General features: G+C 64.1%; 18 protein-coding genes. 7 read left to right on the forward strand and 11 right to left on the reverse strand.

Annotation, left to right across the window (positions count from 1 at the left end; translation table 11 throughout):
- Nucleotides 1-320: 320 nt before the first annotated feature.
- The 4 genes from ASG77_RS12470 to catA all read right to left on the reverse strand — a co-directional run bounded on the left by ASG77_RS12470 (nt 321) and on the right by catA (nt 4,093).
- Entirely contained in the window at nt 321-1,604 is a 1,284-nt protein-coding gene (locus ASG77_RS12470; RefSeq protein WP_082576008.1) for a benzoate/H(+) symporter BenE family transporter, read from the reverse strand.
- Nucleotides 1,605-1,676: 72 nt separating this feature from the next.
- A complete protein-coding gene (gene catC, locus ASG77_RS12475; protein WP_056345923.1) occupies nt 1,677-1,955 on the reverse strand; it encodes a muconolactone Delta-isomerase in 279 nt (92 codons plus the stop codon).
- 25 nt (nt 1,956-1,980) lie between these two features.
- A complete protein-coding gene (locus tag ASG77_RS12480) occupies nt 1,981-3,081 on the reverse strand; it encodes a mandelate racemase/muconate lactonizing enzyme family protein (protein ID WP_056345924.1) in 1,101 nt (366 codons plus the stop codon).
- A 127-nt stretch (nt 3,082-3,208) separates the two neighbouring features.
- Nucleotides 3,209-4,093 (reverse strand): catechol 1,2-dioxygenase, encoded by an 885-nt coding sequence (catA, locus tag ASG77_RS12485; protein ID WP_056345985.1) that lies wholly within the window; start codon nt 4,091-4,093, stop codon nt 3,209-3,211.
- Nucleotides 4,094-4,434: 341 nt separating this feature from the next.
- Between catA and benA the strand changes: the two genes are divergently transcribed.
- The 5 genes from benA to ASG77_RS12510 all read left to right on the forward strand — a co-directional run bounded on the left by benA (nt 4,435) and on the right by ASG77_RS12510 (nt 11,823).
- Nucleotides 4,435-5,817, forward strand: a complete 1,383-nt coding sequence (gene benA / locus ASG77_RS12490; protein WP_056345926.1) for a benzoate 1,2-dioxygenase large subunit — start codon at nt 4,435-4,437, stop codon at nt 5,815-5,817.
- A 38-nt stretch (nt 5,818-5,855) separates the two neighbouring features.
- Nucleotides 5,856-6,395, forward strand: coding sequence for a benzoate 1,2-dioxygenase small subunit (benB, locus tag ASG77_RS12495; protein WP_056345929.1), 540 nt, complete (start codon nt 5,856-5,858; stop codon nt 6,393-6,395).
- A gap of 133 nt (nt 6,396-6,528) precedes the next feature.
- A complete protein-coding gene (gene benC / locus ASG77_RS12500; protein ID WP_056345931.1) occupies nt 6,529-8,103 on the forward strand; it encodes a benzoate 1,2-dioxygenase electron transfer component BenC in 1,575 nt (524 codons plus the stop codon).
- A complete protein-coding gene (gene benD, locus ASG77_RS12505; RefSeq protein ID WP_056345934.1) occupies nt 8,100-8,930 on the forward strand; it encodes a benzoate diol dehydrogenase BenD in 831 nt (276 codons plus the stop codon). Before benC ends, benD begins: the two co-directional genes overlap by 4 nt.
- Nucleotides 8,931-8,991: 61 nt before the next feature.
- On the forward strand, nt 8,992-11,823 hold the full coding sequence (locus tag ASG77_RS12510; protein ID WP_056345987.1) for an AAA family ATPase: 2,832 nt from the start codon (nt 8,992-8,994) through the stop codon (nt 11,821-11,823).
- A gap of 42 nt (nt 11,824-11,865) precedes the next feature.
- Here the strand turns inward: ASG77_RS12510 and ASG77_RS12515 are convergent, their stop codons facing one another.
- A complete protein-coding gene (locus ASG77_RS12515; protein ID WP_056345935.1) occupies nt 11,866-12,777 on the reverse strand; it encodes a LysR substrate-binding domain-containing protein in 912 nt (303 codons plus the stop codon).
- Between the two features lie 214 nt (nt 12,778-12,991).
- Nucleotides 12,992-14,386 carry an MFS transporter gene (locus ASG77_RS12520; RefSeq protein WP_056345937.1) on the reverse strand — a complete coding sequence of 465 codons (1,395 nt, stop codon included), beginning with the start codon at nt 14,384-14,386 and terminating at the stop codon, nt 12,992-12,994.
- A 228-nt stretch (nt 14,387-14,614) separates the two neighbouring features.
- On the opposite strand from ASG77_RS12520, the gene ASG77_RS12525 reads away from it, so the two are divergent.
- Both ASG77_RS12525 and ASG77_RS12530 read left to right on the forward strand, forming a co-directional pair.
- Complete coding sequence (locus ASG77_RS12525; protein WP_235564497.1) at nt 14,615-14,908, forward strand: aldehyde dehydrogenase family protein; 294 nt, start codon at nt 14,615-14,617, stop codon at nt 14,906-14,908.
- A 173-nt stretch (nt 14,909-15,081) separates the two neighbouring features.
- Nucleotides 15,082-15,780, forward strand: a complete 699-nt coding sequence (locus ASG77_RS12530) for a maleylpyruvate isomerase family mycothiol-dependent enzyme (protein ID WP_056345940.1) — start codon at nt 15,082-15,084, stop codon at nt 15,778-15,780.
- 302 nt (nt 15,781-16,082) lie between these two features.
- On the opposite strand, the gene ASG77_RS12535 is transcribed toward ASG77_RS12530, so the two are convergent.
- The 5 genes from ASG77_RS12535 to ASG77_RS12555 form a co-directional block, all read right to left on the reverse strand.
- Nucleotides 16,083-16,334, reverse strand: a complete 252-nt coding sequence (locus tag ASG77_RS12535) for a class I SAM-dependent methyltransferase (RefSeq protein WP_200950759.1) — start codon at nt 16,332-16,334, stop codon at nt 16,083-16,085.
- Between the two features lie 77 nt (nt 16,335-16,411).
- A complete protein-coding gene (locus tag ASG77_RS12540; protein ID WP_056345944.1) occupies nt 16,412-17,773 on the reverse strand; it encodes a phenylacetate--CoA ligase family protein in 1,362 nt (453 codons plus the stop codon).
- Nucleotides 17,774-17,783: 10 nt separating this feature from the next.
- The gene (locus ASG77_RS12545) at nt 17,784-20,354 is read right to left on the reverse strand and encodes a heavy metal translocating P-type ATPase (RefSeq protein ID WP_056345946.1); all 2,571 of its coding nucleotides are present in this window, start codon (nt 20,352-20,354) and stop codon (nt 17,784-17,786) included.
- Between the two features lie 279 nt (nt 20,355-20,633).
- The gene (locus tag ASG77_RS12550) at nt 20,634-20,894 is read right to left on the reverse strand and encodes an SHOCT domain-containing protein (RefSeq protein ID WP_200950760.1); all 261 of its coding nucleotides are present in this window, start codon (nt 20,892-20,894) and stop codon (nt 20,634-20,636) included.
- 44 nt (nt 20,895-20,938) lie between these two features.
- Nucleotides 20,939-21,871, reverse strand: coding sequence for a DMT family transporter (locus ASG77_RS12555; RefSeq protein ID WP_056345947.1), 933 nt, complete (start codon nt 21,869-21,871; stop codon nt 20,939-20,941).
- Nucleotides 21,872-21,881 lie beyond the last annotated feature (10 nt).

Genomic DNA, 21,881 nt, shown 5'->3' on the forward strand with positions numbered 1-21,881 from the left:
GGGCCTCTGCGTCAACGGGGCGTGCACCAGCTCTGCAGTTGCCCGTTTATGTTGAAGAGTGTTTTGGCGCGACAGACGACGCGGATTCGGGCCGGGGGCATTACACGGCGTTGAGGTCTGAGGCCAGCAGCGCGGCTATCTCGTCAGCGACTCGTTCTTCGTCTTCGCCCAGAACGCCGTGGGTCAAGGGGAGCGTCTGTTCTCGATGGCGTCTGTATGTCAATCTCGCCAAAGCCTTGTCCGGAACGTTAGGCATGCATGGTCCCTCGCGGGCTCCACTGAAACCTTGCCCATTTTGACGCTCCACGCGATCCGCTCCATCAGGTCGCGGCGTGGTCCTGCCGCTCAAGCAGGAGGGACACACCGTAGCCGATGAGCACGCCCCAGAATGCGGCATGGATGTTGAAGAGATCCAGGCCGGAGATCGTGACGACGAAAGTCACCAGGGCTCCCAAGGTGAAGTTCGTGGCGAAGGCGGTAACGAAGGCCTGTTGGAGGGCGCGCAGCATGGCGATTCCTCCCAGGGCCAGGATGAAGGCTTCGGGGGTGGCCAGCATGAGGCGGGTGAGTGTGGGGGCCAGCAGGGCGCACACCAGAGACAGCAGTCCGTAGACCAGCGCGGCGGTGTACTGGCGCTCTTTCTGTCCGGTGGCGGTCAGAAGGGCGTTGGTAGGTCCAGTGACGCAGGCGGACACAGCGCCGAATGCGGCGTTGAGCACTGAGAAGACGCCGGAGCTCATCGCGAAAACATTGATCGGAGGCTGGTGTCCTGCGGCCCGGAGCACTGCGGCGCCCTGCCCGTTCTGCACTACGAGGACCGTGAGTGCTAAGGGGATCACCAGTTCCAGTTGGGCTGCCCACGTGAACGCTGGGACGGTGAAAACGGGCACGGCCAGGATCGCTCCGCCCGGGGATATCGCGAACCGGCTGCTGAGCGCGACGGCGACGACGCCTGCCGCCAGGGTGCCGAGTACCGGAGGGAGGCGTTTGCCTAAGGCCGGCACGGCGGTCAGCACAAGGAACGTCAGCACCATGGGAGCCGCAACTGCGGGGTCGGCCTGTGTGGAGGAGACGATGTCTGTCCCGAACCGCAGGAAGACGGCGGCGACCATGGCCATGACGATCGGCACGGGAATCGCGGCCATGATGGGACGTACCAGTCCGGAAGAACCAAGGGTGAGAATCAGCACGCCAGCGGAGAAAAACGCCCCTACCACCTCAGGAAACGACAGATGCTGCAGCGACGGCCCCAACAGCACCGTCCCCGGGATGGACCAGGCGAAGCCCAATGGCTGGCGATAGATCAGTGACATGACCAGGGTCGCCGCGCCGGCGGATAGAAAAATGGCGAAGACCCACGAGGCGAGCTGGGCCTCTGTCAGTCCGCCGAGCGAACCGACGGTGAGGGTGACCGCCACCGGTCCTGATGCGGAGAAAGCCAGTCCGACGAGCCCGTTCGAGGCATAGTGCGGGCCGATGTCCCGAAGGATGTCGCGTAAGCCGGCCGGGCGGCGCGTCGGCCGTTCGACGAGGGGTTGGGCCCCTTGGATCGGGCCGGGTAATGATCCGGTGGCCGCCGACGCGGTCCTTTGGAAGCGGGGCATGATGGCTCCTGGGCGATGACGGAGGTGGGGTCCTGGTGACCAAAAGGTCGCCGCAGAGGCTGTCTGGATTCGTCAGCTGATGCAGTTGGGATGCTTGGCTAACGGTGTGACCTTGATTTTCATGAAGGGGTACATCGGGAAACTGCTCAGGACCTGGTGCAGCTCATCGTTCGATTCGACGTCAAACACCGAATAGTTCGCATACTCTCCGACCACTCGCCAGATGGAGGCAAGGCGACCTTCCTGTTGCAGGGCCTGGGAATACTCCTTCTCCAACCCCTGCATCCGGGCGACGTCCTCAGCAGAGAGGTGCGCCGGGAATTGCACGTCCATGCGGGCCAAAAACAACATTTTTTCTCCTTGGTGGTCGGGCTGGCTAGTACAGGCGGTAGGCCGCGAGTTTGTCCTCGTCGATCTCTGCTCCAACTCCCGGCAGATCCCGCACGGAGATCGTGCCGTCGATGATCCGGAGCGGATCAGCCAGCAGGTCGTCGGCCATATCGAGGAAATTCGAGAGTTCCCCTGCCCGGCGGCTCGTGGCCTCGTGGGCGGCGCCGAAGGTGACTGTGGCAAGCGAGCCGACCTGGGTGTCGATCTGGTTGCCCATGGTCACATCAACACCGAGACCGGTGCACAGTCCCAGTATCTCGGTGGCCTCAGTGAAGCCGGAACGGGCGGTCTTGATGCAGATGGCGTTGCAGCCGCCGGAAAGCAGTTCCCGGGATACGTCCCCTGCTGTGGGGACGGATTCATCGCCGACCACCGGGATTGGCGCTTTATCGACCAGGCGACGGCGGCTCAGCGCTTCCTTGGCGTCGCACGGTTCCTCGAGCATGGTCAGCCCAAGCCCCTCAGTCCTCCGGAGCACCTCAAGGGCTTCGTTCGCGGTCCAACCGCGGTTCGCGTCAAGGTAGATCTCCACGTCTTCGCCCAGTCCCTCGCGCAGCACGTGGCAGGCCTCCACGTCCAGGGACAGGGGTCGACGGCCCACTTTCAGCTTGAAGGTTCTGATGCCGTACTGCTCGCCGAAACGCAGCGCCTCGTCGAGGAGTTCCTGCGCCGGCCGGAAGCCGAGCATGTGACTGACCCGCATTCGGTCGGTGTACCCACCCAGCAGTTTGTGCACAGGTGTGGCGAGTATCTTGCCGATCGCATCCCATACGGCGATGTCTACGGCGCCTTTGGCCACCTGGTTGTGAATGGTCCTGCGCATCACTGCATGGATCTGCTCCCGGTCCATAATCTCGAGTCCGGTCAGCTGTGGGGCGAATGTCTTCTCGATGATCGTCCCGATGGACTCTTGTGTCTCGCCGTAGGTATAAGGACGGGGAGGTGCGTCCGCAACACCGACGACGCCGTCGTCGGTGTACACGCGCACCAGAACGTGGTCGGCGTTTGCCACCTCGCCGCTGGCGAACTTCAGCGGGTGCGTGTACGGGATGGAGTACGGGATCACTTCGATCCGCTCGATCTTCAACGGCTCGGTTTCCTTTCGATAATGCCAGGCAGTCCAGTAGTGCAGGGAAGAACGGTGCCCCAGGGCTCACTGCCCTGGGGCACCTGATGGGACGGAAATCAGAAACCCGACCATGTCAAAGGAGCTATTACCTGGACTGTCCCACTTTGGCCAGGACGTAGTCATATGAGGCTTCTTCGCCGGCCGCGCCATCGGTACGCGGTGTGGTGTGGAGCATCAGCTCCGGCTTGACAGCCGAAGCAATGTCGTCCGCATTGTGCGGGTCACCGGGGAAGTAGAGTTGCTGGGTCACGGACTGGAAGCCGGGTGCTGAGACCTTGATATGAATGTGGGCCGGGCGCCAGGCATGCCAGCCCGCAGCGCTGATTAGCTGCCCACAGGCTCCATCAGTGGGAATCTGGTACGGAGCCGGGCGCATGGTGTGGAGGACGAATTGTCCATTGCTGTCGGCCTGCACGTTGGCGCGGAACAGCCACTCCGGCAGGCCCGGGGCGTACTGGGAGTAGAAGCCCGCTGCGTCCGCATGCCAAATCTCGAGCTGTGCACCTTCGATCGGGTTGCCGTCGGTGTCGATGAACCGGCCGCTGAACTGCAGCGGAACGCCCTCTTCGTTATCACGCATCTCAAGCGTGGCGGGGGACTCCAGCACAGGGGAGCTCGGGACGTAATAGGGACCCTCGATGGTGCCCTTCGTGCCGGGCCGGTCCTGGGAGTTGACATCCTCCACGGTGTGCTCAAGCCACACGTCGAGGAACAGTGGCCACTCGCCATCGTTGCCCACCTTGATCAGCCAGGCTTTCAGGGCGTTGTATTCCTCGTAGGTGACTTCGTGTTCGACGACGATGTCGTTGGCCGCTTTGATGAGGGCACCCGCGAGTAAGCTCACGCGCTCTTTGGGAACCCCTGCTCCTGTGGGTTTGCCCGACGCGGCGAAGCGCTCGGTCGCTTTCGAACCGGCCTCCACGGCCGTACCCTCGTTTTCCTGCCGGGTGTCCAACTGATTTTCAGTCATGGTGATCTCCACACTCCTCTGTGCATTGGGAACGGGAAATGTCCCGTTCCCTGAAACGCGCCGGCCGCGGGCAGTGCACCCGCGGGTTTACCGGCCTTCACGTGACGTCCATTTCATGCTAATCAGTCGATAAGGACGAAACAAGGACTTATATAGCGCTGATTATGTAGTCTCAAGTACATAAAAGCACCCTTGGTGTGGACTAGGGTTTTGCCTGATGTGAGCGTTGTCACCCTCCGCCACACTTGGTGGGACACATTCATCATTCCGCCCGAGGGGTTGAGCCTGGCCGCACAGTCGCTGCCCGCCCACCCGCACCCTCTCCAAAGAAGGAGCACACCATGACCGAGAATCTGACACGTGTCCGTGAAGTCCTGGCTGACGCCGTCGTTGACGATCGAGAGAACGGCGTTATCCGGGCGAAGCGTGAAATCTTCACCGACCAAGAGATCTTTGAACTGGAGATGAAGCACATCTTCGAGGGCAACTGGGTTTACCTTGCCCATGAATCTCAGATTCCCAACGTGGGGGACTACTTCACCACCTACATTGGCCGGACTCCCGTCGTCCTTACCCGGGACAAGGAGGAAAAAATCAACTGCATCGTCAATGCCTGCTCCCACCGTGGCGCCATGCTGTGCAGACGCAAAACCGATAACAGGACCACCTTCACATGTCCTTTCCACGGCTGGACATTCAAGAACTCCGGAGAGCTCCTTAAGGTCAAGGACTCCCGCAATGCCGGCTACCCGGAAACCTTCAATAAGGAGGGCTCGCACGACCTCACCAAGGTAGCCCGCTTCGACTCCTACCGGGGCTTCCTTTTCGGCTCATTGAATGCTGACGTCCTCCCGCTGGAAGAACATTTGGGAGATGCCACCAAGGTCATCGATTCGATCGTGGACCAGTCCCCGGACGGACTCGAAGTCCTGCGCGGGGCTTCCACCTACACCTACGACGGCAACTGGAAGGTCCAGGCGGAAAACGGCGCCGACGGCTACCACGTCACCGCCGTGCACTGGAACTACGCCGCGACGACTGCCCGCCGCACCGCTGGCGACTCCGCCAACAAGACCAAGGCCATGGACGCCGGCAAGTGGGGCAAGGTTAAAGGCGGCTTCTATTCCTACGATCACGGGCACCTGCTGCTGTGGCAGGAGTGGACCAACCCCGAGGACCGTCCCCTGTGGGACCGCCGCGAAGAGCTCGTCGAGAAGTACGGCGAGGAGATGGCAAACTTCATGATCAACATCTCACGCAACCTCTGCCTTTACCCGAACGTGTACATCATGGACCAGTTCTCGTCGCAGATCCGTCACTTCCGTCCCATTTCAGCGGACCAGACCGAAGTGACGATCTACTGCATCGCACCAAAAGGTGAATCCCAGGAAAACCGCTCAAAGCGCATCCGCCAATATGAGGACTTCTTCAACGCAACCGGCATGGCCACACCGGACGACCTCGAGGAGTTCCGCTCGTGCAACAAGACCTACTGGGCCACCTCCGCGCCGTGGAACGATATGACGCGCGGCTCCACCCACGAGATTGCCGGTCCCGACGAGCAGGCCACAGCGCTGGGCATGTCGCGGGTGATCGCCTCCGGTGTGCGCACCGAAGACGAGGGGCTCTACCCGATCCAGCACGGGTACTGGAAGGAAGTAATGGACAAGGCCCTCGCCGACGCGGAAGCCGTTGCCCAGGAATCCTTGCCGGTCACGGCGTAACCGAAACGTCCGATCAATACAGAGAGTGCTGAAAACCCATGGCCAACCTCACTAACTCCGTGACCGCCCTCAAGAGCGCCGATGAAATCGCAACCCTCGAGACAGTCCGCGCCTTCCTTTACCGCGAAGCCCGGCTACTGGATGACCGCCAGTTCGACGAGTGGCTCGAGTGCTACCACCCGGACTCCGAGTACTGGATGCCGGCGTGGGACGTCGACGACCGGCTCACGGTAGACCCCCAGAACGAGATCTCGCTCATCTACTACGACAACCGTGGAGGAATCGAGGACCGGGTCTTCCGGATCAAGACGGACCGCTCCTCCGCTACCTCGCTCCCGGAACCGCGCACCGGGCACAACATCACCGACGTTGAAGTCCTGGAGCACGACGACGGCGGCCAGGTCAAAGTGCGCTTTAACTGGTTCACCCTGTACTTCCGGTACAACACCACCGATACCTATTTCGGCACGAGCTTTTACACCATCGACCTTTCCGGCGGGCAGCCGGTGATCCTGAAAAAGAAGGTTGTACTGAAGAACGACTACATCCACCACGTGGTGGATGTCTACATGATCTGACGGCGCCCGGCACGCGTACAGCGCGGCCGCAGGAGGGCCGCCAGGAGCGGCCCGCCGCCAGATCTGCTCGCAAGAGATAACCGCACTAACTTTCCGGGGGTCGCGAGGACGCGACCCCCAACCAGGAGGAATCATGGGCCATCAGGTAGCCCTCAGTTTCGAAGACGGCGTCACGAAAGTCATCAAAGTCGGCGACTACGAGACCGTCATGGACGCGGCGTACAAGGCACGCATCAACATCCCCTCAGACTGTCGGGATGGCGCCTGCGGCACGTGTAAGGCCTTTTGCGACTCCGGCTCGTTCGACCCCGGGGACTATATCGACGACGCCATGACCGAAGAGGAGCTTGAGAAGGGCTACCTCCTCACCTGCCAGGCCGTTCCGGAATCGGACCTCGCTATCCAGATCCCGGCCACCTCCGAATCCGCGAAAACCTCGGCTGCCACTTTTACTTCCATGCTGAAGGAACTCGACAAGCATTCGGAGTCCACCATCTCCTTCGCACTGGAGGTGCAGACACGGGAAGCCCTGGCTTTCCTGCCCGGCCAGTACGTCAACATCAAGGTCCCGGGCACCGACGCGGAGCGCTCGTACTCCTTCAGCAACGGCCCGGAAGTGGAAGACGCGTCGTTCATGGTGCGCATCACGCCGCAGGGCGCGATGTCCGAGTACCTGCGTGACCGGGCCGCGGTCGGGGACACCATCGAGTTCACAGGCCCGTACGGCTCCTTCTTCCTGCGCGAACCCAAGCGCCCCCTGCTCCTGCTGGCAGGCGGAACGGGTCTGGCTCCTCTCCTGTCCATTCTGGAGAAACTGTCCGAGAACCCGCCGGCCACGCCGGTCCACCTGATTTATGGGGTCTCCCGTGAAGCCGACATCGTGGGACTCGACTGGCTGCGCACCTACGAAGCGAAGCTGCCGACCTTCACCTGGGATCACATTGCCTCCGAGCCGGGGACGTCCGCACCGCACACAGGCTACGTAACGCAGATCATCCAGCCGTCCCACCTCAACGACGGCGACGTCGACATCTACCTCTGCGGCCCGCCGCCCATGGTCAACGCCGTCTCCAAGTGGCTGGACACCGAGGACATCCAACCGGCCAACTTCTATTTCGAGCGTTTCGCCCCCAAAGAAGCCACCGGCGGGGACGCCGAGACGGGTGCGCCCGCGTCCGTGGAGGAGCTGGAAAGCGCGGGCGACACCATCAGCCGCGTGGAAGCCATTTCCTCCATGGAGACCGGCCGGCTCGAGTTCCGCAAGGAAGACAGTTTCGCGCACCTGGACGCCCGCATGGGCCTTGAACTTGCCGTGACCGAACTGATGTTGGACCGCCTGAGCAAGGAGCAGCTGCACCAGTTCCGTCGTCTTGCCGAAGAGACCACACGTGCGGTGGACGCCGGGAGAGTTCTTGACCCCGAAGAGTACGTCAGGACCAACGAAGAGTTCCACGAGTACCTGTTCACGATCTCCGACAACCCGATGCTGCTGGAGTCGTACCGTCGGCTCGACGTCCACGCGCAAATGGCAGCAACTTTTGAAGTGGGCACCCATATCTTTGAACGGGTCGCCCAGGACCACCTTGATGTCGTAGACGCGTTTGAGCGGGGCGACAAGGAACGGGCCCGGGAAGTCATCATGGCCCACGCCCGCGATGCGAAGGGCACCATGGCCGAAGCGATCGATGCCATGGGCAAGGGTTCGTGACGGTGGCAGCGTACGCGGGACAGTTCATTACGCCGGGCCGTTTCGCTGGCAAAGTGGCGGTGGTTACGGGCGCGGCCCAGGGAATCGGGCAGAAAGTCGCGGAGCGGATCGGGGCCGAGGGAGGTTTTGTGGTCCTCGTTGACCGCGCTGACATTGTGCAGGACGTGGCGAAGGGCATCCAGGACGCCGCGCAGGAGTCGGGATCCTGTGGGTCAGCCATCGCCGTGACGGCGGACCTGGAAAGTTTCGCCGGAGCCGAGCGGGCAGTGAACGCGGCCCTGGCCCGCCACGGAAGGATTGACGTACTCGTCAACAACGTGGGAGGGACCATTTGGGCCCGCCCTTTCGAAGAATACGACGAGGAGAAGATTGAGCGGGAGATCCGCCGTTCGCTGTTCCCCACCCTGTGGTCCTGCCGCGCCGTGCTGCCGGCGATGCTTGCCCAGGAATCGGGCACCATCGTCAACGTCTCCTCAGTGGCCACGCGCGGAGTGCACCGCGTCCCCTATGCCGCGGCGAAGGGAGGCGTTAACGCCCTGACCCAGTCGTTAGCCATGGAGGTCGCCGGGCGCGGCATCCGCGTGGTTGCTACCGCCCCGGGCGGCACGGAAGCTCCGCCCCGAAGGGTCAAGCGCGGACCGGAGGCTGAGTCCTCCACCGAAAAGGCGTGGTACCAGGCCATCGTGGACCAGACCGTTGGGTCGTCCTTTTTGAAGCGGTACGGCACCCTGGACGAACAGGCTGCGCCGATTGTTTTCCTGGCCTCCGACGAAGCCTCATATGTCACTGGCAGCGTCCTTCCGGTGGCAGGCGGAGACCTGGGTTGAGCCTGCTGTGACTGATACCCGCTGGCGGGGCCGGGACGTGCGGTCGAGTAAGCTTGCCAGCATGATTCCGGGCCAGCACCGTGGCAACCCTGAGGAAGATCTGGCGCTGCTCGGCCGCGCCGAGGTCTTCGAGGAGTTACAGGAGACGCTCCGCACTGTTCGTAAAGGCAATGTGCGTACGGTGGTACTGAGTGGCCCGCGGGGATCCGGGAAGACGGCGGTGCTGGATCTATTCCTGGAGCACTGCCGTGGGGTCTCGCGTGGCGTGCGCGTGTTGTCCGCCACTGGCGACGAATGGGAAGCGCAGCTCCCGCTTGCCGGCTACTCCCAGCTTATGGCCTCCCCGCCGCTTCGCTCCGCAAAGGACCCTGGCAAAGAGAGCGGGGGTTCAGTGGACCTGGCCGGTACACTCAACCCCTCCCAGGCCGTCAACTATGCATCTACCCTGGGTGCACACCTCGACGGGCTTCAATTGCACGGGAGCGTGGTGGTTGCCGTTGACGACGTCCAGCATCTGGATGCAGAAACTCTCCACGTCCTGGTCTTTGTCATGCGTCGGCTGCGCAGCAAGAGAATCCTGTTCCTCGTCACTCTGGATCCCGCTCAGGCCCGACTCGTGCCAGCGGGTGTGTTGGCCTTCCTCACCGGCCATCAGGTTTCCCGCCTTCCACTGGACCCCTTGTCACCGCAGCGGGTCCAGGAGCTTGCGCGACGTTGGTTCGGCATCGACCTGAACGCGACGGCCGCCCACGAGATCGTGCGGCATACCGGGGGATGGCCCCAGCCGGTTGTCGAACTTCTGGGCGAGCTTCCTCCGGAAACCTGGCAGACGTGGTTCTCGTCCCTGCCTCCGAGTTCACGCGTGCGTGCCCAGGTGCGCAGTCTCCTCGGAGCCGCCTCACCCGGTCTGGTGGCTGTGGCTGAGGCCACGTCCGTGCTCGGCCGCAGTGCCGGGGTGGCTGAGGTTACCCGCGTCAGTGGGGTCGAATCCGTGATGGATGCACTCGATGAGGGCCACCGTGCCGGACTGCTGGGCCTGTCAGTGGACCAGGCCCACTCGCTGGTGACATTCTTCGAAGCGGGAACCACCGCGTCCGTCTACGAGCAGATTGCACCGAGCCGGCGCATTCAACTGCACCGCAGGGCTGCGGACTCGGTTCAGAATGAAGGTGACCGCCTGGGTCACCGGGTGTCGGCTACTCCGGGACCGGACGAGGCCCTGGCCTCGGAGCTTGAAGAGTACGCCCGGCAACAGGCCCTCGTAGGTGCCTGGCACGATGTCTCGACCGCATTGTTTTCCGCGTCCCGGCTCTCGGGTGACATCCGCGTCGGTAACGATCGCCAACTCAGAGCAGTAGATGCCCTCGTGGGCTCCGGCAACATTGCCCAGGCACAGATGTGGGCTGCCGCCGTCGACGCCATGGCGCCCTCGCCGCTGCGTTCCTCCGTTCTTGGCTACCTCTCGACGGCGTCCGGACAGAACCACAGCGCCCAAACCCAGTTGGAAATGGCCTGGCGGACAAGTAACCCGCAGCGGGACCCGGCGGCTGCCGCGCAGGTGGCCCAACGCTTGGTCCTGCATGGGGTGGCCTCCTGGGATGGCCCCGTCATCACGCGTTGGGCGGAGCAGGCCATGTCCCTGACACAGGTGGGTACGCCTGCCTACATCGAATCTGAAGCCATCTACGGGCTGGGGCTTTACGCCCAGGGCAGGCTGTCTGAAGCCGAGGCCTCGTATCGCCGGGCTTTCGAACACGCGTCCGAGAACGCCCAAAAGCAGCGCGTGCAGATGGGTGCCGGATGGCTGGCCCTGCGACTGGATGACGCAGAGACGGCGCTGGTGAATTTCGAAGCCGCGGCCCCGACTGAATTCCGCGGCGGCTCGTTGCGGATCTCGCTGTGGGCAGAGGCGTGGTTGGCCCGCACCCAACTTGTGCTCGGCAACTGGGATGCGGCAGCGGCCACGGTTGCACGCGCCTCGGTCCGGCTCGAGACCTCCCGGATGCCGCTGATCCGCCCATTACTGTATTGGACTGCCGCCGAGCTGTGGTCCATGCGTGGGGATTGGGACCGTGCACGGTACTACGTCTCCCAAGCGGCAGTACAGCCGGGCACCTACCGCGCCATGCAGGTCCCTGCCAGCCTTGCCCGGGCGCGCTTCCATGAGGCACGGGCGGACTACGACAGCGCATTGGCTGTGCTGCAGCCACTGACGGAGCTGGACCCCTGGACAGAGAACAGGGTGTCGTTTTGGCCGTGGCAGGACTCCTACGTTAACGCCCTCGTCATGACCGACCAGCTGGATACGGCCGACGCTTTCCTTACCGCCTTCGAGCAGGTGCCGCGGGAACGGGCTGTGCCGTCGGACCTGGCAAGAATGGCGTGGGTGCGGGGCCGGCTCGTTGCTGCCCAGGGGGATCCTGACGCCGCCCGGGAGCATTTCGAGGCGGCGCTGGGTCATCTGCGCGGGCTCAACCGCCCATATCTGCGGGCCAGGGTGAGCTTCGCCTTCGGGCAAAGCATGCGGCGTGCAGGCAAGAGGCGCTTGGCATCCTCAGTGCTGCGCGTGGCCAGGGATCTCTATGATTCCCTGGGTGCTGCCACGTATGTCGACAGATGCGATCGGGAGCTGAAGGCGACGGGCCTGGATGTGGGCAACATGTCCGACCCGTCTGACGCCGTACTCGCGGCCGTGACCGGACCGCAGGTCCAGCTCACGGCCCAGGAGCAGTCAGTGGCACAACTGGTGGCGGCCGGGGCCACCAACAAAGAGGCTGCCCGTGCGCTGTTCCTGGCCGACAAGACGGTGCAGTACCACCTGACCCGCGTGTATGCGAAGTTCGGGATCCGTTCCCGCAGCGAACTGGCCGCACGTTTCCGTCCCACGGACTGACGCACTGCCCCTGGACCTGCACCGGCGGCGGACCGTATCAGGTTAGGATCCGGGCGGACTGGGAGTGCGGTTGGGCAGGTCTTTGGTCGCAGAGCTTACGACATCCAGGAAGCTTTGGAGCAGTGATGACCGGTCCTCACGCCGCCAGGCCACGGCGAGCTCCACTTCAGGTGCCTGTTCGATATCGCGGTATAAAACGCCGTCGAGCTGCAGGGCACGGACGCTCGCTGGAAGGATGGCAACGCCACTGCCGGCTGCCACAAAGGAGAGCATCGTGGAGGTCTCACTGATTACCTGGGTGATGCGTGGCTGGAAACCTGCCGCGCGGCAGAGTCCTGCGGTGGTCCGGTAAAGCACCGATTCCGGCGGGTAGGAGATGAATTCCTGGTCCTGTAGTTCGTGTACGGCCACTGGCCGGTCCAGGGCCAGGGCGCTGAAGGACGGCAGCGCCAGGATCAGCGGTTCGCGGGTGACGATGCGGTACTCGATGTCCTGGGAGGCGATGGGCGGGCGTAACAGGGCAGCATCCAAGGTGCCCTCCCGTAGGCCGGCCTCCATCGCAGGGGTGAGCATCTCGCCGTGTAGGTTCAGCGACAACCCAGGGAGTACCTGCTTCGCGCGTCGGACGATAGGGGGCATGACTCCGTAGGTCGCTGAGCCGGAGAACCCTACGCGCAGAACGCCGGTTGCGCCTTGGCCGACCTGGTACACGTCGGCACGGAGGGTTCCGACAGCATTAACGATCTGCCGGCCCCGCTCCAGCAGCGCCTGTCCGGCGGCGGTGAGTTCCACTCTCCGGGTGGTGCGGTTCAGCAGGCGCACACCCAATTGCTCTTCCAACTGCCGTATTTGCTGGGACAGGGGTGGCTGGGCCATGTGCAGGCGTTTTGCCGCACGGCCGAAGTGGCGTTCCTCCGCAACGGCAATAAAGTAGTTCAGCTGCCTGATCTCCATTGGTCTTGCCGTCCTTCCGTATGGCGCTACAGGTTAGGCGCCCACCCCATTGATTCCCGGATCAATTATAAAGCCAGCCACTCTTGTGTTCATCCGACATAATGGCATGCGAGGTACGCCTGCCCGGCGCAACAGCAGCGGAGAGGGTGCCCAGGCGTGGCCCGGGCACCCTCTCCGTGGTTCACGACCAGTTACAGCGGCCGGCTGCGCTGGGTCAAAGGCGGACCGGGGGAGTCGCGGAGCTGAGCTCCCCTTCGGCGGAGTGCTCCGCAATCTCTTCGGCCTTGTGCTCTGCTTCTTCCAGCTTTCGCTGACGGGGGACCAGAACCGTGACGACCGCTCCCAGCAGGGCGACTCCGCCGTAGATGTAGAACGCGGTGGCGCCTCCGATTCCGGCCGCTGCCAGCCAACCGCCGATGATTGGTCCGAGAATGCCGCCCAGGCGGCCCACGCTGGCACACCAGGCCACACCGGCTGCCCTGGCGTTGGTGGTGAAGTAGTTGGACTGGAAACCGTAAACCAGCACCTGGGTGCCGAGGGTGCCCACTCCGGCGATGGCGATGCACAGGAACAACATCGGCAGGGGGAAACCGAAGGTCATAAGCACCAGTGAGATAGTGGCCAGTACGAAGGTGCTAGCAATGACCCGCTGGGGACCGGCCTTGTCAGCGTAGCGCGAGAGCAGCAAACCTCCCGCCACCGCGCCGAGGTTCAACGCCAAGGGGAAGAACAGAGCGTATGTCCGCCCGTAGCCGTATCCCTCCATGATTTTCGGCAGCCACGTGTTCAAGCCGTAGGTCAGCAGCAGGCCGGAGAAGGACATCAAGCCCAGAAGGACGGAAGCCACCGCGAATTGTTTGGAAAACACAGCCGCGAAGCCAGTCTTCTGCGGGGCCGCGCCTATCTGCCGAATGACCTGTTCTTCAATGAGCGAAACGCCGGTCCGCTGCGAAGCAACCAGGGCCTCATCCTCACGGCCGCGGGCCAGCAGCCAGCGGGGGGACTCCGGAAGCTTGAACCAAGCGATGGGCAGGAGCAGGACGAGGGGGAGGGCGCCGATCATGAACAGCCCGCGCCATCCAATGTCATTGAGGAGCAAAATGCCCATGACGGAGGCGAACACGCCGCCGGCGGGGACACCAGAGTAGACGATCGCGTTGTAGAACTGACGCCGGCCGGCTGGCGCGAACTCTGCCATGGTGGCCCCTGCGGTGGCGATGACGACACCGAGACCCACCCCCGTGATGAAACGCATAGCCCCGAAGGACGCCACGGTGGTGGTCAGCGCCGTGACGAACATCCCCACCGAGAACCAGGCGATACCCAGGAGCATGAGTCGGCGGCGGCCGAAGAAGTCGCCGACCGCTCCGCAGACCAGCGACCCGACCAGGACACCAACTAGCGCCCACGAGCCCAGGAGGCCAGCGGCGGCGGCATCGAAGGCGCCAATCTGGCTCGGGTCGGCGAGTAGTCCCGGCAGGACGGTGCCGTAGACGACAAGGTCGTAGCCATCGAATAAAAGTGCCGTGCAGATGACAAAGGCCACCCAGTTTGCAGTGCGTGCCTCTTTGCGCGGGCCTTCGGCGATGACGGTCTGAAGCTTAGCCATATGCCTGTCCTCTCTGACGGAGCATGGATGGAGTGCCGTGGGGTGAACCTGTCCCTTTGGCTCTGCTCCAGTGTTCCAGAGGTGTGACGCCCGCCATATGCGGTAAATACCCGGGATTAGGCCGGGGTGGGATCCATACATTTGAGATATCAATCAGACACGGCTATGGGTATCTTGGAACAAGTGGGAGCTAGTGCCTGTGAAGGAATGCGCCTACAGCGCGGATGCGTGAGACCTTTGGTGGGCATCATCAAAGCCAACGACGAAGCCCACGCACTGGAATTGGCCAACGCCACCGAATTCGGACTTTCCAGTTCCGTGTTCACCCAGGACCTCGATCGCGGTGTGCAGTTCGGCCTCGGCATCAAGGCCGGCATGACGCATATCAATGAGATGCCGGTCCACGACGAATCGCACGTACCTTTCGGCGGCGAAGGTAACTCCGGACTGGGCCGGTTCAAGGGCGACTGGGCCATTGCTGGATTCACCACCGACAACTCGGTCGGAGTCAAGCGCCTCTAATGCCGGTTGCCCCGCCGATTTACGCTTATGCGCGCATCGGCGGGGCACTTCCGTTTCCATCGTGCCGCCATCAGCCACCAGCCATCAAGAACCGTATGGATCGGTACGATTTCAGTATGAATTAGCGGCCCGGATTGCCAGCCGGCATCCAAGCCAATGGATAAGGTGAATTCATGATCAATCCCGCACGCCTGCACTCGGACCTGTCTCGCCTCGGCCGGGAGACCGACATGTTCATGGCCACCGTAGAGTCTCTGTCCGACGACGAAATGGCCGCTCCGTCCTTGTGCAGGGATTGGACCCGGGCAGATGTCATCGCCCACATCGCCTCAAACGGCAAGGCCTTGGTCAAGCTCATTGACTGGGCAACCTCCGGCGAAGAGCAAGAACTTTATGCCTCGCAGGAGGCCCGCGCCCGGGAGATAGCCGAGCTGGCAAGCCTGCCCCGCCAGGAACTGCTGGGCAAAGTCCGCCAGTCCTCCACCTATTTCGCCGAACAGGCCCTTCGGCTGGGCGGGGAGATCACCGTCGAGGAGGTGCGTTTGCACGGCAAGCAGATTCCCGCAACGTCCATTGTGGCGTTGCGTATCGCCGAGGTCGTGGTGCACCATCACGACCTCGACACCGCCTGGACCATAGAGGAAGCGGACCCGGACTCGGTACTCAACGCCTTGGAAGCCGCCGTGCGCACCATGCGCGCCCAAGGGGCACCGGGGATGACGCTCGTGACGGAGGAACGCGACGAGTGGGTGATCGGCGACGGCGCCCTGCGCGTCTCGTCCGACCGCGAGGGATTGCTCGAATGGCTGGCCCGCGGTGTCACTGACAACGTAGAGGCTGACGGCCCTCTGCCCGTACTGCCGTCCTGGTAAGCGCCGTCTCCTGCGGGCCCATCTTCAGCTCGTTTCCGGTGGGGTCACCGCCGGCAGCGGGCCGCGGATTGTGCTACCGGATCGGCGCGGCCGCGAGTGTGGTCAGTGCGTTGAGCACGGGAGCAGAAACGCCTGACTGCTCGCCAAGTCGAACATATGTTCCCATAAGCTTCGGGGCTATTTTAGGCCCATGACCTGCGGTTATACGTTCTGGACAGGTGTCTTTGATCGCCTGGAAAAGATCGTTGGGTCTAGTATTTGCGGCCCCGGTAGGCCGGTGAAAGTGGTCCCACCTAATCCAGTTATTCAGGCCTCCCGAACGGATGAAGCGGGCAGGGTTGGCGGACGCTGCGGTCCAGGTACATGGTCACCGCTTCCCAGAGGAAGAACGTCGTCCGGGCAGAGTCGAAGCCAGCCTCGGCAAGCTTCTCGAACCAGGCCTCTGCCTGGAAGCCGGCGGCCAGCTGGGTGATGCCGGGGAGGTGCCGGGCGAGGGCGGCGGCGTAGAAGGTGGTCCGTGCGCTTTGTTGATCTGCATGAGGGCTTCCTCGCAACCCTATGACGACCCGGTTTGCACGTATTCGACGCATCGCCGAATACCGTCAGGGGTTCCTTCAGAAGGACGGATTTGTCATCGCCGGCCCGTCAACCCTCGCACGAAGGGTGCTTTCCCCAAAGCTGTCCGTTCGAGGTGTTCAACAACCTTTATATCCAGCTGCGTGTGGGCCACGTCGGCTCTGCTGAGCGCTTCGCTTACTGCCGCCCGGATACCGTCTACGGATTGCCCGGGTGTGAGTCCGGCCAGGAGTATCCGCAGACCTGAGTGTTCCTGGATGATCTGCCACCCTGCGAGGGCTGCCTGGTCCAGGACGTGGTGGAAAACGATGGGGTGCACGTTGACGGTCCCCGTGCTGCCGGGCAGGTGCAGGATGTCTTCGAGGCGTCCTTCGATGTCCTCCATGAGGGTGAAGCTTCGTCCGCAGGGGCAGCCCCTGCTGCCCAGTTTCACGGTGTCGGACATCTCGTAGCGGATCAGCGGCAGGGTGCGGGAGAACAGGACTGTGACCAGGAGCTTGGCACCGGTGGTCCCCGGAGGTACGGGGTTATCGGCATGGTCAACCGGTTCGATGATCAGCAGGTCTTCATAGACGTGGCGGTTCCGGTAGATGCAGGGGGAGGCGATGCCGGCCGTTTCGGTGGCGGCGTAGACGTCGAAGGGGGCGCTTCCCCAGGCAGCTTCCAGTTCTGATGCGGTGTGGGGGCTGAGTACTTCGGATGCGGACATGACGCCCTGCGGGGAGATGGCCAGGCGGCCGGCGTGCTGCTCGGCTGCGAGGGGTTTGAGCGCTGAGGCGTAGCCGACGAGGATTCTGGGTTGGAACCGGTTCAGGGCGGCGACGTTCTCGTTCATTGGTGCGGTGACGTCCAGGCGGAGGGTGGGGACGAGTCTGGAGCGCAACGATGCGCCGACGACGGCGGACTGGTGTGTGGGGACGCGGGAGCTGACCAGGGCCATCTTCAGCGGCCGGGTCGGTCCGGCGGAGATCCCGGCCCAGTCGTTCGCGCGGGCGTAGCTGGCCAGGACGGTCGCCCATTCCGTGCGGTTCCAGACGAATGTTCCGCGCCGGCCGGTGGTCCCGGCTGTTGCTGCCGCCCACCACCGGCCCTTCCACGGCACTCCGGGGTCTCCACGGCTCTCGGTCAGGGACCGCAGATGGTCCTCCAGCTCAGCCAAACTTAGGCCGGGGGTGGTGATGGCCTCGTCGAAGTGCTCCATGAGGTCTGCTTTGGTCACGGGCGGCAGCTGGTTCAGCGGAGCATCGCGCAGGCCCGCGTGGTGGCGGCGGTAGAACTCTGAGCCGGCGTACGCGGCCCGGCGCAGCTCCTGCAGCGCCTGGTCTTGATGGGCTGCGATCCTGGCTGGGTCCCAGCGGTCCCGCCTCCTCCATGCGGCCCGCAGGAACAGCACATGGGAGATGAGGCGCAGATCCATGGCCGGTGTCTTAGCGGGTTCCGGCAGGGGTGAGCGGCCGGGACGTGCGGGCGGTGGTGGCTTCGGGTGTTTCCGGGCGGGGCAGCCGGAGCCTCTTGAGCAGCAGGGCGTTGACGGCGACCAGGAAGCTGGAACCGGACATCGACAGGGCAGCGATCTCGGGGCTGAGCTTAAGTCCGGCGAAGACGAAGACCCCGGCTGCGATGGGCAGCGCTATGGCGTTGTACCCCACGGCCCAGCCCAGGTTCTGCCGCATTTTTCGCAGGGTGCCTTTGCCGATGCGCAGGGCGATGGGCACATCCAGCGGATCAGAGCGCATCAGGACCACGTCCGCTGTTTCGATGGCCACGTCGGTGCCGGCGCCGATGGCGATGCCCAGGTCGGCCTGCGCCAGCGCCGGGGCGTCGTTGACGCCGTCGCCGACCATCGCGACTTTCTTTCCCGTCTGCTGAAGCTGGGCGACCTTTGCCGATTTGTCCCCGGGGAGCACCTCGGCGATGACGGTGTCGATGCCAAGTTGGCCTGCGATTCTCTTGGCCGTTGCCTCGTTGTCTCCGGTGAGCATGACGACTTCGATGCCGGCCTCGTGCAGGGCGGCCACGGCGGGAGCTGCGGTTTCCCTGGCGGCGTCGGCCATCGCGATCACCGCGGAGGCTTTCCCGTCGACGGCGACGAGCACCGCAGTCCGGCCGGTCGCGGCCAGCTCACCCCGTACCGTGGCAAGGGGGCCCAGGTCGATGCCTTCGTCGGCCATGAGTTTGCGGTTGCCGACCAGTACCCGGCGCCCGTCGACGGTGGCGCCGGCGCCGTGGCCGGGAACGTTCAGGAAGTCCGATGCAGCCAGGGTGGGTGCGCCGTTTTCGCGGGCGTGGCGGACGACGGCAGCGGCGAGGGGGTGCTCGGATTCCTGTTCGACGGCGGCGACCAGAGCGAGGAGTTCGTTGTGGTCGATCCCTTCAACGACGACGTCGGTGACTTCCGGTTCGCCCTTGGTGAGGGTGCCGGTTTTGTCCATCACGACGGTGTCGATGCGGGCCGAAACCTCCAGGGCCGTGGCGTTCTTGAACAGGACCCCGCGTTTGGCGCCGAGCCCGGTGCCGACCATGATCGCTGTCGGCGTGGCAAGGCCCAGCGCGTCAGGGCAGGTGATGACGACAACGGTGATGGCGAACAGCATGGCCGCCTGTACCCCGGCGCCGAGCGCCAACCAGGTAGCGAAGGTGACGGTTCCGCCGATCAGGGCGACCAGGACGAGCCAGAACGCTGCCCGGTCCGCGAGGCGCTGGCCCGGTGCCTTGGAGTTCTGAGCTTCCTGCACGAGCGCGACAATCTGGGCCAGGGCCGTGTCGGCACCGACTTTGGTGGCCCGGACCCGCATGGTGCCGGTGGTGTTGATGGACGCCCCGATCACTTCCGAGCCGGTGGTCTTAGTTACCGGCAGGCTTTCGCCGGTGACCATGGACTCGTCGACCTCCGATTGGCCGTCCTCAACCTGGCCGTCGACCGGGATTTTAGATCCGGGCCTGATCAGCAGCAGGTCTCCGGTCTGGACTTCGGAGGTGGGGATCTCCACCGTCTCACCGTCGCGGAGGACCAGGGCCACCGGCGGGGCGAGCTCGAGGAGTGTGCGGATGGCTTCGTTCGCCCCACCCCGGGCCCGCATTTCGAACCAGTGGCCCAGCAGTACGAAGGAGGCCAGGACGGTGGCGGCTTCGTAGAAGACTTCGCCGCCCCCGGTGAAGGTGATCCAGACGCTGTACAACCATCCGGTGCCGACGGCGATCGCGACCAGGACCATCATGTCCAGGGTGCGGGCCTTCAGCGCCCGGTAAGCGCCGTCGAAGAAAATCCAGGCGGAGTAGAAGATGACGGGCAGGGACAGGATCAGGGCGATGACGTCGTCGCGGAGACCGAACGGGGTGGGAGCGGTGAAGCCGAGCATGTCCCTGCCCATGGGAGACCACAGTGTGACGCCGATAGACAGGATGGCGGCGACCAGGAACCGGTTGCGCATGTCCTTCACCATGTCATCCATCGACATCCCGGCATGGTGTCCGCCGTGGCCCATCATGTCCTGCTGGGACCGGGGCGCCCCGCCCTGCGGGCCGTTCCCGGCATGGCTGTGCGCTGGCGGATGGGCATGCCCCGTGTGAGGTTCCGTCATTTCCGGGGCATGGCCTGTATGCATCGCTGCGTGGTCATCCTTTGCCGGATGCGCATGATCCATTGGATGGGCGGTAACCGGGTGGACATGGCCGGAGGCCTGGTGGCCGGCGCCGGGTTTCGTGGTAGTGCCGTGTTTCATCCCGGCGGTGCCCGTTGTTTCGTCCATGGGGTAGCAGACGTGGTTCGGGACCGATTCGCCCCGGCAGTGGTACCCGCAGTCGCGTACCCATCCGGAGATCTGCCCCACCGAGGTTACTGACGGGTCAAAGCTCACGGTCGCGGTCTGGGCGACCGGGTTCGCGTCGACGGCCACGACACCGGGCCGCTGGCGCAGCACGTTTTCCACGACCGCCTTGGAAGTGGTCCAGTGCAGGCCCTGGACTTCCACGACGGTGCTCTTGAGGTTTGTTGTCACTGCCTCTCCTCCGTCCGCCTTGCTTCTGCCGGACGGGCAGCCGGGGCAGCCTGGCCTGGATCCTGTCTGTGCCGGGCTGGGGAGCGGGTGTGGTGTGAGCAGATCATGGGGCGTCCTTAGGCAGTGGTGTCCGAGGGTGGGCAACGGCGGGGCCATCCGGTGCCTGGACCTTCACTGCGTACGGGCTTTCGCCCGGGACGTCTTTTCCGGTTACACCCAACGTATACCCGCTGGGGGGGGCAGCCCACGGTTCCGGCAGGGCTCGGCGGACCACTGCCGTCATGCTCGGCGGCCGCGGCGCAGCACGGTGAGCCGTGCGGTGTACTCGCTCTCGTCGATTTCACCGCGGGCAAACCGTTCCGCCAGTAGGTGCTCGGCGATGCCGGTATCGTGCCCGCCAGCGTCGTACCGGCGGTTCCCTGCTCCCATGGAGCGGGAGAAAAGGATAATCGCGGTGATGACGGCACCCCAGAACAGCACAAAGCTCACGCCCATCAGGATGTACCCCCAGACGCCCATGTTCCCGTCCCAATACATCATCGCTGTTTCCTCTCCGTTCCCGGACCGCCGGTTCCCTGGTTTCACTATTGTCCCTCCCGGCTGCCTGTGTCAGAGTCTTTAGTCACCTTGCCCTGGACGGTCCTGCCGTCCGGTTGGTGAAGGACAAGCCAGAGCGAGCCCAGGACCAGGCCGGTACCGGCTGCTGCCCATGGGGCCGGGCGTTCCCCGGGGAGGAACAGGGACACTGCCACACCAATGACGGGCACGAGCAGGGTCCACGCGGTCAGGAGATCCAGACGGGACCGGGCCGCCTCCCGGAACCAGGCCAGGAACGCCGCCGCCGTCCCTGCCAGGGACAGGAATAACAGGACCGCAAGGAACTGCGGGGACCAGTTGATCGCCGCGCCCGGTTCGTTGAGGGTGGCCATGCCGGCCAGCAGCAGCCCGCCGATCAGGAAATGCAAGGCAGCGGCCGCGACGAGGTCCACGTACCGAAGGGTGCGGGAGAGCAGGGCCCCGGCGGTGACGGCTGCGGCCGCGAGCACGGACAGCCAGGCCCCTGTTCCGCCGCCGCTGGCCACTCCGACCACCAGGAGCCCGGCGAACCCGGCCACGATTCCGAACATCGTCCGCACCGAGACGGCCTCGCCGTAGATCCACCAGGCGGGCAGGATGATCAGCAGGGGTTGGGCGTTGGCCAGGACCGCCGCGGCGCCAATGGCCATTCCTGCGGTCCCGGCGAACATCGCAGCGAAGGCAACAGTGACATTCACAATCCCCATCAGCGTTATCAGTGTCCAGGTCCGCCGTCCCCTGGGGATTCCCCTGCCCTGAACCAGGCAAAGCGGCAGCAGTGCACCTGCAGCGATCAGTGCCCGCAGGGCGGCGAACCACAGCACCGGCGCATCCTGCAGCCCCTGCCTGATGGCCAAAAAGCACAGACCCCACACGCCGGTAATCCAGAGCATCGTTGCAGCCGCGGGGGCTCCCCGCCCCTGTGTGTCTGGCGTGCTCATGGATCCGCCG

This window comes from Arthrobacter sp. Soil762 (assembly GCF_001428335.1).
Lineage (GTDB): Bacteria > Actinomycetota > Actinomycetes > Actinomycetales > Micrococcaceae > Arthrobacter.